The sequence below is a fragment of the Actinocorallia sp. A-T 12471 genome (assembly GCF_033875155.1).
Classification (GTDB): Bacteria; Actinomycetota; Actinomycetes; order Streptosporangiales; family Streptosporangiaceae; genus Actinocorallia.
Window position 1 is genome coordinate 465,687 of sequence record NZ_JAWZTE010000001.1, and the last position, 13,390, is coordinate 479,076.

A 13,390-nucleotide genomic window follows, 5' to 3' on the forward strand; every position below is an offset into this window, starting at 1 on the left:
TCCCGCGCGAGGGACCCGAGGGGGAACGTGAGATACCGCTACGGCCCGTACCGTGAGGGCCCCGACCCGCTCGCCCCGCCCTTCGACGTCCGCGAGGCGCTCGACGCCGTCGGCGACGACGTCATGGAGGGCTCGAGCGTCGCCGACGCGCTCCGCCGCCTCCTGCGCAGGGGCGCGGGCGAGGGCAGACGCGGCCTTGACGACCTGCTCAGGCAGGTCCGCGAACGCCGCAGGGAACTGCGCGAACGCGGAAGGCTCGACGGCGTCCTCGAAGAGGCGAGGGCCCTGCTGGACACCGCCATCGGACAGGAACGCGCGGAGCTGTTCCCCGACCCGTCCGACGACGCCCGCCTGCGCGAGGCCGAACTCGACCAGACGCCGTCCGACACCGCCGCCGCCGTCCGCGCCCTGCGCGACTACGACTGGCGTTCCGACGCCGCCCGCCAGACCTTCCAGCGCCTCAAGGACATGCTCCGCGACGACGTGCTCGACGCCCAGTTCCAGGGCCTCAAGCAGGCACTCCAGGGCGGCGACCCGGCGCAGATGGAACGCGTCAAGGAGATGATGGCCGCGCTCAACGCGATGCTCGACGCCGACGCGCGCGGCGAGCACCGCCAGGAGGACTTCGCGGCTTTCATGGCGGATTTCGGGGAGTTCTTCCCCGACGACCCGCAGACCCTCGAAGAGCTCGTCGACTCCCTGGCAAGGCGCAGCGCCGCGCTGAACCGGCTGATGAACTCCCTCAGCCCCGAGCAGCGCGCCGAACTCGCCGGCCTGATGGCCGACGCCATGCGGGACGCGGGCCTCGCCGCCGAGATGGCGCGGCTCGGCGACGCGCTGCGCGGCCGCCGCCCCGACCTCGACTGGACCGGCGGCGAGCGCATGACCGGCGAAGACCCTTTGGGCCTCGGCGACGCCACGAGCGCGCTGGCCGACCTCGCCGACCTGGGTGAACTCGAATCCGCCCTGCGCCAGGACTACCCCGGCGCGAGCCTCACCGACGTGGATGAGGAGGCAGTCCGCCGCGCGCTGGGCCGCAACGCCGTGGACGACCTCGAAGCGCTGCGCAGGATCGAGAACGAACTCCAACGCCAGGGCTACGTCTCCCAGGACAAGGGCCGCCTCGAACTCACCCCCAAGGCCGTCCGCCGCCTCGGCGACACGGCCCTTCGCCGCGCCTTCGCCCAGCTGAGCGGCGGCCCGCGCGGCGACCACGCGCAGCGCGACGCGGGCCAGGCGGGCGAGTTGACGGGAACGTCGCGTCAGTGGCGGTTCGGCGACGAACAGCCCCTCGACGTCGTCAGGACCGTGACGAACGCGGTGCTGCGGAACCCGTCGCGGATCGCGCTGACCCCCGACGACTTCGAGGTCCACGAGACCGAGAACCGCACGGCCGCCGCGGTCTGCCTCCTTGTCGACCTGTCGTACTCGATGGTCCTGAACGGCACATGGGCCGCCGCGAAACAGACCGCGCTCGCCCTGCACACGCTGGTGACGTCGAAGTTCCCGCGCGACGCCGTCAAGATCGTCGGGTTCAGCAACTACGCCCGCCCGCTCACCCCCGAGCAGATGACCTCGCTGGACTGGGACATGGTCCAGGGCACCAACCTGCACCACGCGCTCATGCTCGCCGGACGCCACCTGGACGCCCACCCCGACTTCGAGCCGATGGTCATGATCGTCACCGACGGCGAGCCGACCGCGCACCTGCGTCCCGACGGCCGCTACCTCTTCGACTACCCGCCGTCCCCCGAGACCCTCGTCCTGACCTTCGCCGAGGTCGACAAGATGACGCGCAGGGGCGCGTCGCTCAACGTCTTCATGCTCGCCGACGAACCACGCCTCGTCGCCTTCGTCGACGAGATCGCCCACCGCAACGGCGGCCGCGTCTTCACCACCGACGCCGCCGACCTCTCGGTCAAGGTCGTCTCGGACTACCTGTCCACGAGATCCCCCCGCCCCCGCCGCTGACCCCCGCGCCGGGCCCCGGACGAGCACGGACCGGTGCGCGGGCGGCCCGACGAAGTCGGGCCCTTGAAAGCCCGCGCGCCGGGCCCAGACGAGCATGGACCGGCCCCGCAGGGCCGGTCCGCGCGGGTTCAGGACTTGCCGATGCCCGCGGCGACGCGGTCGCCGAGCGCCTTGTCGATGTTGCGCCAGTACGTCGCCGCACGGGCAAGGACGGGGTCGGAGACGCCGTTCTTCAGGTGGCCCACGATGTTGTCCACGAGCCGGGTGCGGGCGGCGTCGTCAAGGACGTCGTTGATGAGCGCGTGCGGCTGGACGAAGTCGTCGTCGTCGCGGTGCAGGGTCGACGCCTCGCGGACGAGCTCGGCGTTCTCCACCATCCAGCTCGCCAGCTCCTGGCCCGACTGGGCGGCGGCGTCCGGGCCGCCGTAGGAGTTCGGGTGGTAGGGCGCGGCGACGTTCGCCGGGAACTGCCGCATCGGCCCGTCCTTGGCGTACGACGCGACCTCGGCGTTGCGCGGCCGGTTGGGCGGCAGCTCGCTGTAGTTCGGCCCGATCCGGTACCGGTGCGTGTCGGGGTAGGAGAACAGCCGCCCGAGCAGCATCTTGTCCGGCGACGGCCCGATCCCCGACACGAGGTTCGACGGCTCGAACGCGGCCTGCTCGATGTGGATGTGGTAGTTCTCCGGCACCTCGTTGAGCGTCATCCTGCCGACCTCGATCAGCGGGTAGTCGCCGTGCGGCCAGACCTTGGTGAGGTCGAACGGGTTGAACCGGTAGGACGCGGCGTCCTCGAACTCCATGATCTGCATCTTCAGCGTCCACGTCGGGAAGTCCCGGCGCTTGATCGCGTCGTACAGGTCGCGGATGTTGTGGTCGGGGTCCTGGCCGGCCATCGCGTCGCCGTCGGCCTGGGTGTAGAACTCGTTGCCCTGGTCGGTGAGGAAGTGGTACTTCACCCAGAAGCGCTTGCCGGAGGCGTTGATCCACATGTAGGTGTGCGAGCTGAAACCGTCCATGTGCCGCCAGTCGCGCGGGATGCCGCGGTCGCCCATCAGCCAGGTGACCTGGTGGGACGACTCGGGCGACAGCGTCCAGTAGTCCCACTGCATGTCGTTGTCGCGCAGGTGTGTGACGGGGTGGCGCTTCTGCGAGCGGATGAAGTCCTGGAACTTCATCGGGTCGCGCATGAAGAACACCGGGGTGTTGTTGCCGACCATGTCGTAGTTGCCCTGCTGGGTGTAGAACTTCAGCGCGAAGCCGCGCGGGTCGCGCCAGGAGTCGGGGGTGCCGAGGTCGCCCGCGACGGTGGAGAACCTGGCGAGCATCGGCGTCTTGCGGCCGGGCTGGAACAGGTCGGCCCGGGTGAACTGGCTGACGTCCTGCGTCACCTCGAACACCCCGTACGCGCCGCCGCCCTTGGCGTGGACGACGCGTTCGGGAACCCGCTCCCGGTTGAACTGGGCCATCTTCTCGATGAGGTAGAAGTCCTGGAGCAGCAGCGGGCCGTCCCGGCCGACGCTGAGCGAGTTCTCGTCGCTGCCGACCGGAATGCCGGCGTTCGTGGTGGTCCTGTCCATGGGTGTGCTCTCCCCCGGTTCTTCGGTCTCTTGAGGTCGCTTGCCTGGTCTCGCCTAACTGGTTTTGGGGGAGGGGGGCTGCTCGGCGTCGGAGGCCATGTCCTGCGCCATCGCCTGTTCGGCTTCCTGGAGGGTCTCCTCGGGGGTGGCGTCGTGCATCTCGGCGTCGCGGTCGGTGTCCTCGTCCACGACGGTCACCGCGGCGCGCTCGGCGGGCTCGTCCTCGTCGCGGGGACGGCGGCGGCGCGGGGTGTCGCCGTTGATCTCCTCGAGGACGGGGTCGGGCACCTCGGCCGAGAGCTGGAGGTCAAGGGGTTCGCCCTCGCGCTGCTCGTCCTCGGTGGTGCCGTAGCGCTCGGCCGACGACCAGCGGTCGGGCGGGTCGATGCCGTCGTCGAGCGGGTCGGCGGTGATGTCGTCGCCCATCAGCGAGTACGCGGGGTCCTCGACGTCGAGCTGCTCGGACTTGTCGGGCAGGGGTTCGTCGAAGTCGACCTCGCGGTCGCCGGTCGCCGCCGCGTCGACATCTTCGGGCTCGATCTCATCGGGCTCTGGCGGTCCTCCCATCATCGCGCTCTCCCTCCGCTCGATTCGGGCTTCCACGGCTACCGTCGCCCCTTTTGAAGCCGACATAACCTGCAAAAACCTCAAGCAAGGGCAAAAGCAAAGGGATGTGGGGGAGGAGTTTGAGCCCCCTGGAGACTTCGGGTGATTCATGGGGGTACCGCTCACAACGGACCCTCAACGACCACCAGGAGCGGACACCTTGACCACCAAGCGAAGCAGCAGCGGCACGACGTCACGCAAGGGCAAGGGCGAGAGCCAGCCCTTCCCCGACTTCGACGGCCAGATCATCCAGGAGTTCGGCACGATCCGGATGTTCCCGCTCGGCCTGTCCGCCGACGCGCGGATGTACTCGTGCCAGCGGCTCAACCAGATCCTGGCCGACACCCAGATCCTCTACAACCTCTACAAGAAGGCGCACTGGCTCATGCGCGGGCCGACCTTCTACCAGCTCCACCTCCTGCTCGACGAGCACGCCAAGCAGCAGCGCAAGCTCGTGGACCTCGTCGCCGAACGCGTCCAGACCCTTGGCGGCGTGGCCGTCGGCGACCCCAGGCACGTCGCGGAGATCACCGTGATCCCTCGGCCCCCGGACGGCGTCGAGGAGGTCCCCGCGATGCTCACCCGGCTCATCGAGGCGCACGAGACGATCCTCGTCGCCGCCCGCGACGCGGCGGGCCGCACCCAGGAGATGGGCGACGACGGCACCAACGACATCCTCGTCTCCGACGTCATCCGCACCGGCGAACTCCAGACGTGGTTCCTCATCGAACACCTTGTGGACACCCCGCTCATCGAGTCGCCCCAGCACTTCCAGACGCACTGACGCGCACGGCAGAAAGCGCCCGCCGTCCCCGACGGGGGGCGCTTGGCCTGTTCGGGGGACGCACATCACCTTCAGCCGCCTGAGCGGGGGTTATCGTCGGTGCATGTCCACTGGTGACCGGCTGCTGCTGATCCTGCACATCGGGTTCGCGATCTTCACGCTGGGCCCGCTGACCGCCGCGACGATGTCGACGCCGCGCTACATCCGGGCGGGCAACACGACGGTCGTGCGCTTTTTGAACCGCACGACGCGCATCTACGCGCTCGGCGCGCTCGGCGTGTTCCTGTTCGGCCTGATCATGGCAAGGGGCAGGTTCGCCGAGGTGTGGCTGTCGGCGTCGATGACGCTGTTCATCGTCGCCTGGCTGCTGCTGCTCGTGGTCGAACGCGACCAGCGCAAGTCCCTGGCCTCCCTGACGGACGCGGGAGCCGGCGTCACCGCCCCGGGAGCCGAGAAGGCCGCGTCGGCCGAGCGCAGCGCGGGCAGGGTCGTGGACACCAAGGCCGAGCAGGGCCGCATCGCCGCGCTTTCCGGGATCATCGCGGTGATCTGGATCGTCATCCTCGTGCTGATGGTCTGGCAGTGACGTCCCGGGCCTGACGTGCCGTCCGTCCTGCGAGGATAAGGGGATGACCCAGCCCGTCACCGCCGACGACGTCCGCGCCGCGGCCGAGGCGCTCAAGCCCGTCCTGGTCCGCACGCCCCTGCTGCACTCCCGCGCCCTGTCGGAGGTGGTCGGCGGGCCCGTGTACCTCAAGTGCGAGAACGTGCAGCGGACCGGCTCCTACAAGATCCGCGGCGCGTTCACCAGGATCTCCCGGCTCAGCGAGGACGAGCGCGGCCGCGGCGTCGTCGCGGCGAGCGCGGGCAACCACGCCCAGGGGGTCGCGCTTGCGGCGTCGCTGCTCGGCTGCAAGGCGACGATCTTCATGCCGCAGGGCGCGCCGCTTCCGAAGGTCGAGGCGACCCGCGCGTACGGCTCGGACATCATCTTCGGCGGCGAGACCGTCGACGCGTGCCTGTCCAGCGCCCGCACCTACGCCGAGGAGCGCGGCGCGGTGTTCATCCACCCGTTCGACCACCCCGACATCGTCGCGGGCCAGGGCACGCTCGGCCTCGAACTGCTCGAGGAGTGCCCCGAGGCGCGCACCGTCGTCGCGGCGGTCGGCGGCGGCGGCCTCATCTCCGGCCTCGGCGTGTCGCTCAAGAGCAGCGGCTGGGACGGGACCCTGCTCGGCGTCCAGGCCAAGCGCGCGGCCGCCTTCCCCGCCTCCCTGGCCGCGGGACGCCCGGTCGCGGTCGCGCTCAGCCCGACCATGGCCGACGGCATCTCCGTCGGCCGCCCCGGCGACCTGACCTTCCAGCTGGTCTCCCAGCTCGTGGATTCGGTCGTCACGGTCTCCGAGGAGTCCCTGTCGCGGGCGATGCTGCTCAGCCTCGAGCGGGCCAAGCAGGTCGTGGAACCGGCCGGGGCGGCTTCTGTGGCGGCGATCCTTGAGCACACCTACGCGATGCGGCCCCCGGTCGTCGCGGTGCTGTCGGGCGGCAACATCGACCCGGTGCTGCTGGCCAAGGTCGTCCGGCACGGCCTGGTGACGGCCGGGCGCTACCTCGTCGTGCGGGTCAGGCTCACCGACCGGCCCGGCGCGCTCGTCAGCCTGCTGTCGGAGCTCGCCGAGGTCGGCGTGAACGTCCTCGACGTCACCCACGAGCGCGTCGCGGCGCGGCTGCACCTCGAGGACGCCGAAGTCGTGCTGCACCTGGAGACCAGGGGCCCCGAGCACACCCAGGAGGTCCTGACGCGCCTGCGCCGCCAGGCTTACACGGTGAAGTTCACCTGACCGTCACAGCTTGGGCTTGCCCGCCTTGTAGACCCACTTGTCGAACAGGCCGTCGAGCTGCTTGCCGGAGTACTTCTCGGCGAACGCCTGGAACCCCTTGGTGCTGACGGTCCCGCCCTCACGGTTGGCCAGCCACGACTTCAGCATCCCGAAGAACACCTTGTCGCCGAGCGCCACCCGCAGCCGGTGGACGGTCATCGCGCCGCGCTGGTAGATGAAGTTGTCGAAGATGTGGTCGCGGCCGGGCTCGGCCAGGACGCCCTTCCAGACGTCGGCGTTCGGGCCCGCGGAGTAGGCGAGCCTGAACAGCTCGGCGGCGGTCGCGCCGCCCGACTTCTCGCTCCACATCCACTCGGCGTAGGTGGCGAACCCCTCGTTCAGCCAGATGTCCTTCCACTTCGCCGGGGTGACGCTGTCGCCGAACCACTGGTGGGCGAGTTCGTGCACGATGAGGCCGTCGGGCGGGTTCTTGCCCTTGAGGTTCCAGTCGTGCACCGGACGGCCCTGCGTCTCCAGCGAGTACCCGACGTTGACCTCGTCCACGACGCCGCCGGTGGAGGTGAACGGGTACGCGCCGAACCTGCTCGACAGCCAGCGCACGACGGAACGCGTCTTCTTGTCGTACTTCTTCAGCTGCCCGGCCCCGGCCAGCTCGGAGTCGATCGCGGTGTAACTCGGCAGTCCGCCGGTGTTGGTGCGCAGCACCTTGTACTTGCCGATCGCGACCATGGACAGCTCGCTGGCCATCGGCTGCTTCATCCGCCACCGGTACACGGACTTGCCCTTGGCGGTCTTGCGGCCCAGGAAGTCGCCGTTCGCGATCGCGGTGAGGCCCTTGGGGACGGTGATCGTGAAGTCGTACGCGGCCTTGTCCTTCGGCGTGTCGTTCACCGGGAACCACGTCGCCGCGCCGAACGGCTGGTTCAGCGCCACCGCGCCGTCGCGGGTGGCGACCCAGCCCGACGTGCCGAGCGGGTCGTCGTTGATCTGCGCGGGCTTGCCGTCGTAGACCACCACGACGGTGAACTTCTTGCCGTTCGGGATGCCCTTGGCCGGGGTGATCACCAGCTCCTGCGCGCCCGCGCGCCGGAACTTGGCGGCCTTGCCGTCGACGGTCACCGAGCGGACCTGCAGGCCGCGCAGGTCGAGGTTGAAGCGGGACAGGTCGTGGGTGGCGCGGGCGGTGACCTTCACCCGTCCGGTGAGCAGGAGGGTGCCCGGGTCGTAGCCGAGCTTGATCCCGTAGTGGGTGACGTCGTATCCGCCGTTGCCCATGCCGGGGAAGTACTTCTCACCCGAGCCGGACGCGCCGGGCCTGAAGTCGGCCGCGCCCGCCGAAACGGGGACCAGGACGAGAGCGGCGCTGAGGGTCGCTGCTGCGAGCAGTCGGGGGGCGGCCATCCGGCATCTCCTGTCACCGGAGTCCCGAACGCGGGACTCGATCAGGTCACACCGTACCGTCCGGCGCTCACCACGAACCACGCTTCGGCTTGCCCTTGCGGTACAGCCACACGTCGAACAGCTTGTCCAGTTCCTTGCCCGAGATCCGCTCGGCGAGCGCGGTGAACTGCTCGGTCGTGCCGTGGCCCCCGGCCTGCTCGGCCGCCCACGTCTTGAGAATCCGGGAGAACTTCTTGTCCCCGACGCGCTTGCGCAGCACGTGCAGCGTCATCGCGCCGCGCACGTACACCGGGAAGCCGAACATCTGCTCGCGGCCCGGCGAGCCGGGCGGCGAGGCGAAGATCGGCGACGTGCCGGGCTGCCGGTAGTAGCTGTTGAACGTCTTGGCCGCGCTGTCCTTCTTGGAGACGTGCTCGCGCCACATCCACTCGGCGTAGGTCGCGAAGCCCTCGTTCAGCCAGATGTCCTTCCACTCGCGGACCGTGACGCTGTTGCCGAACCACTGGTGGGCCAGCTCGTGCACGATGAAATCGTCGTTCGGCACGAAACCGCCGTAAACCGGGCGATCCTGGGTCTCCAGGGCGTAGTCCAGCTTCGGATCGTCCACCACCGCGCCGGACGTGCGGAACGGATACGGCCCGAACGCCTTACGGCCCCAGCGCAGCGCCTTCACCGTCCTGCGGTGCACGTCGTCGAGGCTCTTCTTGAACTTCGGGTCGACCGCCGTGATGACCGTGATCTTGCCGACCCTGCCGTAGGTGATCTCGAACTTTCCGATGGCCACCGACGCCAGATACGACGCCATCGGAGCCGACTGCCGCCAGTGGTACGTCGTCAGGTTCCCGTGCGCCACCGGGGCGAGCGGCTCCCCGTTCGCCAGCGCCTTCAGCCGCTTGGGGACGGTGATCGCGAAGTCGTAGGTCGCCTTGTCGCTCGGATGGTCGTTCACCGGCATCCAGTTCGCCGCGCCGTCCGGCTCGGCGAGCACCACCGCGCCGTCGCGGCTGCGCACCCACCCGTACGTGCCGAGCGTCCCGTTCTTGCGCGCCTTCGGCCTGCCCGCGTACGACACGACCGCCTTGAACTCCGCACCCTCCACGAGCACCGACGCCGGGGTGATGACGAGCTCGTCGTCCTGCCTGGCGAACTCCGCGCGCCGGCCGTCGACGGTCACCGAGACGACCTCGGGGCCGCGGAAGTCGAGGTTGAACGAGCGCAGCGCCTGGGTGGCCCGCGCCGTCATCGTGACGGTCGCGGCGATCCTGTGGTCCTTCGGCGTGAACCGCAGCGCGACGTCGTAGTGCGTCGCGTTGTAGCCGCCGTTCCCGCTGTCGGGGAAGTAGGGGTCGCCGACGCCGGACGAGCCCGCGAGGTCGGCGGCCGAGGCCGTCGCCCCGGCCGTCATCGTCACGGCCAACGCCGCCGCCACCATCCCAGTCCGTAGAGCGCGCACGATCATCACACTGCGCGATCCGGCGGCCCCTCAGACGCGTCCGCCGCGATCTTTACCGGACGCCGACCGCCTTCTTGCCCCCTCTTGGGGACCTTTCCCTACAGGCTGGGACGTGTCGTGCCGTAAAGCCATGCGTTGAAGAAATCGGTGAGTTCGGTCCCCGAGACCTTCTCGGCGAGCTCCACGAAGTCGGTGGTCGTCGCGTTCTCGTGCCGGTGGTCGGCGGCCCACGAGCGCAGCGTCGCGAAGAACTTCTCGTCGCCGATCCGCTTGCGCAGCGCGTGCAGCGTCATCGCGCCGCGCTCGTAGACGCCGAACCCGTCGAACATGCGGTCACGGCCCGGGTCGCCCGTCGGGACCTGCCACGACGGGCTGTTCTCCGGCTCGTTGTAGCGCGCGTTGAAGAACTCCTCGGCGGTCATCCCGCCCTGCTTCTCGCTCCAGATCCACTCCGCGTAGCTGGCGAAGCCCTCGTTCAGCCAGATGTCCTGCCAGCGGGTGACGCCCACGCTGTCGCCGAACCACTGGTGGGCGAGCTCGTGCGCGATGATCGACTCGCCGGGGGCGAAGTCGCCGTAGATCGACCTCGTCTGCGTCTCGAGGGCGAACCCGACGGCCGCGTTGTCGATGACGCCGCCCGTCGAGCCGAACGGGTACGGGCCGAACAGCTCGGCCCAGTAGTCGGTGATCTCGGCCTTCATCTTGTAGAACTCGTCGACCGAGGGGGAGCGGACTGTGCTGTCCACCGCGACGAGGATCGGGATGCCGCCCTCGGTGACGCCCTCCTTCACCTTGAAGTTCCCGACCGAGATCATCGCCAGGTAGGGGGCCATCGGCTGGCCGACCTTCCACGTCACCGTGGAAAACCCGCCCTTGGTCGTGACCGCGCCGCGCTCGCCGTTGGAGATCGACGTCAGCTCCTTGGGCGCGGTCAGCGTGATGTCGAACGTCGCCTTGTCGCTCGGGTGGTCGTTGCCGGGGAACCAGGTGTGCGCGCCGCTCGGCTGGCACGCCGCCGAGACGCCGTCGGGGGTCTTGATCCAGCCGTACTGGCCGAGGATCGGGTCCTCGACCGCCTTGGGCGCGCCGGAGTAGGCGACCCGCACAGTGAAGTCGCGGCCTCCCGCGATCGTGGCGGCCGGGCTCACCGTGAGTTCGCTACCGGTCCTGCCGAACTCCGACTCCTTGCCGTCGACCTTCACCGACGACACCTCGAGGCCGGCGAGGTCGAGGTTGAACTCCACCATGTCCTGCGTCGCCCGCGCGCGGATCGTGGCGACGGCGTCGAGGGTCTTGGCGTGGTTGCCGGGATCGACCTTCAGGTCGAGGGCATAGTGCTGGACGTCGTAGCCGCCGTTGCCGTCGGTCGGGACGTACGGGTCGCCCACGCCGTCCTGCGTCGGCTGGAGCGGCACGAGGTGGGGGCCGTTCCCCGACGTCGGACGCGACGTCGGAGCCGCCGACCCGCTCGTCGGAGGGACCGGGGGCTCGGGGGCACGTCCGGGGAACTGGCAGGCCGTCGCCGCGGCGGCCAGGACGGTCAGCGTGACGAGGGCGGCGGCACGACGCGGCGCGGGAGGGATGGACACAGTGCCCAGCCTGCCCGGTAAAGGGCGGGCTGGGCAACCGATGCCGGTGATCTACGGTGATCAGTAGGGCTGCGCGGACGTGCCCGTCTGGTAGGGATCGGGGCCTGTCGCGTCAACGACGACGGTTTTTGCCGCTTTATCGTGCAGCGTCTGGTTCTTCGGGTTGGTGAAGATCCAGATCGCGTCGACGAGCACGCCGACACAGCAGATGTAGGCGAGGATCACGAACACCAGCGAGCGGACCGCGCCCTGGCTCGCGTCGATCGCGCCGCCGGTGTCCTCGCGCACGACCCGCGTCCCGAGGAGCTTCTTGCCGAGGGTCTGGCCGTGCCACTTGGTCGTCAGCAGCCAGAAGTACAGGAACGCCAGGACCGCGAGGGCGAGGCTCAGCAGGAACTGGCCTGGCGAGTAGGCGTCGTCGAGGTTGACGCTGCCGTCCGGATTGGTGAAGTCGGGACGGTTGACCGAGAACGGGATCGACAGGCAGCACGCCGCGAGCGTGAAGATCACGTAGTCGACGAGGATGCCGAGGAACCGCTTGCCCTTGCTCGCGATCATCGGGGCCGCGCCGTAGGGGCCGCCCGCGCCGAAGCCGCCGCCCGGAGGACCTCCGTAGCCGCCGTAAGGGTCCTGGCCGTAGCCGCCCTGGCCGTACTGGCCCGGCTGTCCGGGTTGTCCGGGCTGCCCGGGTTGGCCCGGCTGGCCGTAGCCGCCGTACTGGCCGGGCTCCTGGCCCTGCCCGTACTGGCCGTAGGCGCCGGGCTGCTGGCCGTACTGCTCCTGCCCATACTGCCCGGGTTGCCCGTACTGCCCGTACTGGCCGCCCTGCTGCGGCTGCTGGGCGTAGCCGCCGTACTGGCCGCCCGGTCCCTGGCCGAAGGGCTTGTCCGTCGGCGCGCCCGCAGAACCCTCGGACGATGCGCCGTACGGGCCGCCGCCCTGGTACGGGCCGGGCTGCTCGTTGCCGAACGACGGGCCGCCCTCGGGGCCGCTCCAGCCCTCCGATGCGCCCTCTCGCGGTTCCTCTGGCGGTTGCGTCATAACCGCAAGATCGCCTGCCGGGACGCGCCCGAACCGCGGCGCGTGCGGGCTTGGCCGTCATTTGGCCGACGCTTTGGCTCGCGGGGTCGGTGCGCGCGGACGCGTCAACCGGCCTGTGGGGGGATTCCGAAGGTCGTCAGCGCGACGAACGCGCCGACCGCCAGCGCGCCGAGCAGCCCCGCGTACCCCAGGACGAGCCCGAGAACGGCGAAGCGGCGGCCGGGCTCACCCGTCCTGCGGATGCGGTGCAGCGCAAGATGTCCGAGCAGCACCCCCGCCACACTCCCGACGGGCCAGCACAGCACCGCGCTGAGCACCGCGACCACCGCGAGCGGGACGGTCTGGGCGTCGGCGGGCACGGACCGCGGACCGGACGGACAGCCCGGCCCGCGCGACGGATGCGGCGACCCCATGCGGTGAGCATGGCCCCGCCCATGCCGGACCAACCTCAACAATCACCGCGGAACCCCCCAAAAGAGGGTGCGACGGGTCCCGGCGGCCGAACGCCCCGGGACCGTTCCGGATCAGGCTCCGACGTAGGGCACGGCGTCGATGATCTCGACGGTCATCGCGCGGCCGTTCGGGAGGGTGTAGGACGCCTTCTCGCCGATCTTCTTGCCGTTGATCGCGGAGCCGAGCGGGGACTTGGGGGAGTACACGTCGATCGGGGAGCCCTGCTCCTCGCGGGAGGCGAGCAGGAAGGTGACCTCCTCGTCGTCGCCCTCGAAGGAGACGGTCACGGTCATGCCCGGGGCGACCTCGCCCTCCGCGGCCACCGGAGCCTCGCCCACGCGGGCGTTGTCCAGGATCGCGCGGAGCTGGAGGATGCGGCCCTCCATCTTGCCCTGCTCCTCCTTGGCCGCGTGGTACCCGCCGTTCTCCTTGAGGTCGCCCTCCTCGCGGGCTGCCTCGATCTTCGCGGCGATCTCCTTGCGGCCAGGACCCGAGAGGTAGTCGAACTCGCCCTTGAGGCGGTCGTACGCCTCCTGGGTGAGCCAGGTGACGTTGGCTGAACGGGTCTCGGTCACGGGTACTCCTCATTGCACGCGATGTGGCCGGGGTGTCAACGAACCCCTGAAACGGGACTGCCGGGGGCCGTACGGAAACCTCAAGCCTATCCGGTCGAT

The 13,390-nt window shown here is 69.9% G+C and carries 12 protein-coding genes; 4 read left to right on the forward strand and 8 right to left on the reverse strand.

Going from position 1 to position 13,390, the window contains the following annotated elements; all coding sequences use genetic code 11:
- The first annotated feature begins 27 nt into the window (after positions 1-27).
- Entirely contained in the window at positions 28-1,971 is a 1,944-nt protein-coding gene (locus R9X44_RS02180) for a hypothetical protein (protein ID WP_319812214.1), read from the forward strand.
- Positions 1,972-2,099: 128 nt separating this feature from the next.
- Here R9X44_RS02180 and R9X44_RS02185 read toward each other — a convergent pair whose 3' ends face one another.
- Both R9X44_RS02185 and R9X44_RS02190 read right to left on the reverse strand, forming a co-directional pair.
- Positions 2,100-3,548, reverse strand: coding sequence for a catalase (locus R9X44_RS02185; RefSeq protein WP_319812215.1), 1,449 nt, complete (start codon positions 3,546-3,548; stop codon positions 2,100-2,102).
- A 54-nt stretch (positions 3,549-3,602) separates the two neighbouring features.
- Positions 3,603-4,118, reverse strand: coding sequence for a hypothetical protein (locus R9X44_RS02190; RefSeq protein ID WP_319812216.1), 516 nt, complete (start codon positions 4,116-4,118; stop codon positions 3,603-3,605).
- A gap of 196 nt (positions 4,119-4,314) precedes the next feature.
- Here R9X44_RS02190 and R9X44_RS02195 point away from each other — a divergent pair, with 196 nt between their 5' ends.
- From R9X44_RS02195 to ilvA, 3 genes are all read left to right on the forward strand, one after another.
- Positions 4,315-4,938, forward strand: coding sequence for a DNA starvation/stationary phase protection protein (locus tag R9X44_RS02195; protein ID WP_319812217.1), 624 nt, complete (start codon positions 4,315-4,317; stop codon positions 4,936-4,938).
- Between the two features lie 103 nt (positions 4,939-5,041).
- Positions 5,042-5,524: a hypothetical protein gene (locus tag R9X44_RS02200; RefSeq protein ID WP_319812218.1), complete on the forward strand. Its 483-nt coding sequence runs from the start codon at positions 5,042-5,044 to the stop codon at positions 5,522-5,524.
- 43 nt (positions 5,525-5,567) lie between these two features.
- Positions 5,568-6,779, forward strand: coding sequence for a threonine ammonia-lyase (ilvA, locus tag R9X44_RS02205; protein WP_319812219.1), 1,212 nt, complete (start codon positions 5,568-5,570; stop codon positions 6,777-6,779).
- A gap of 3 nt (positions 6,780-6,782) precedes the next feature.
- Here the strand turns inward: ilvA and R9X44_RS02210 are convergent, their stop codons facing one another.
- From R9X44_RS02210 to greA, 6 genes are all read right to left on the reverse strand, one after another.
- Positions 6,783-8,180 carry a M1 family metallopeptidase gene (locus R9X44_RS02210; protein ID WP_319812220.1) on the reverse strand — a complete coding sequence of 466 codons (1,398 nt, stop codon included), beginning with the start codon at positions 8,178-8,180 and terminating at the stop codon, positions 6,783-6,785.
- A gap of 67 nt (positions 8,181-8,247) precedes the next feature.
- A complete protein-coding gene (locus R9X44_RS02215; protein WP_319812221.1) occupies positions 8,248-9,639 on the reverse strand; it encodes a M1 family metallopeptidase in 1,392 nt (463 codons plus the stop codon).
- A gap of 92 nt (positions 9,640-9,731) precedes the next feature.
- Complete coding sequence (locus tag R9X44_RS02220; protein ID WP_319812222.1) at positions 9,732-11,222, reverse strand: M1 family metallopeptidase; 1,491 nt, start codon at positions 11,220-11,222, stop codon at positions 9,732-9,734.
- A gap of 60 nt (positions 11,223-11,282) precedes the next feature.
- The gene (locus R9X44_RS02225) at positions 11,283-12,263 is read right to left on the reverse strand and encodes an RDD family protein (RefSeq protein ID WP_319812223.1); all 981 of its coding nucleotides are present in this window, start codon (positions 12,261-12,263) and stop codon (positions 11,283-11,285) included.
- A 104-nt stretch (positions 12,264-12,367) separates the two neighbouring features.
- Positions 12,368-12,676 (reverse strand): DUF4190 domain-containing protein, encoded by a 309-nt coding sequence (locus R9X44_RS02230; protein WP_319812224.1) that lies wholly within the window; start codon positions 12,674-12,676, stop codon positions 12,368-12,370.
- Positions 12,677-12,787: 111 nt separating this feature from the next.
- Positions 12,788-13,291 (reverse strand): transcription elongation factor GreA, encoded by a 504-nt coding sequence (gene greA / locus R9X44_RS02235; protein WP_319812225.1) that lies wholly within the window; start codon positions 13,289-13,291, stop codon positions 12,788-12,790.
- Positions 13,292-13,390: the final 99 nt, after the last annotated feature.

Excerpts from the sequence above, each read along its gene's own strand:
- R9X44_RS02210 (WP_319812220.1), bottom strand. The coding sequence starts at position 8,180 with ATGGCCGCCCCCCGACTGCTCGCAGCAGCGACCCTCAGCGCCGCTCTC.
- R9X44_RS02200 (WP_319812218.1), top strand. The coding sequence starts at position 5,042 with ATGTCCACTGGTGACCGGCTGCTGCTGATCCTGCACATCGGGTTCGCG.
- R9X44_RS02215 (WP_319812221.1), bottom strand. The coding sequence starts at position 9,639 with ATGATCGTGCGCGCTCTACGGACTGGGATGGTGGCGGCGGCGTTGGCC.
- ilvA (WP_319812219.1), top strand. The coding sequence starts at position 5,568 with ATGACCCAGCCCGTCACCGCCGACGACGTCCGCGCCGCGGCCGAGGCG.
- R9X44_RS02225 (WP_319812223.1), bottom strand. The coding sequence starts at position 12,263 with ATGACGCAACCGCCAGAGGAACCGCGAGAGGGCGCATCGGAGGGCTGG.
- R9X44_RS02190 (WP_319812216.1), bottom strand. The coding sequence starts at position 4,118 with ATGATGGGAGGACCGCCAGAGCCCGATGAGATCGAGCCCGAAGATGTC.
- R9X44_RS02185 (WP_319812215.1), bottom strand. The coding sequence starts at position 3,548 with ATGGACAGGACCACCACGAACGCCGGCATTCCGGTCGGCAGCGACGAG.
- R9X44_RS02230 (WP_319812224.1), bottom strand. The coding sequence starts at position 12,676 with ATGGGGTCGCCGCATCCGTCGCGCGGGCCGGGCTGTCCGTCCGGTCCG.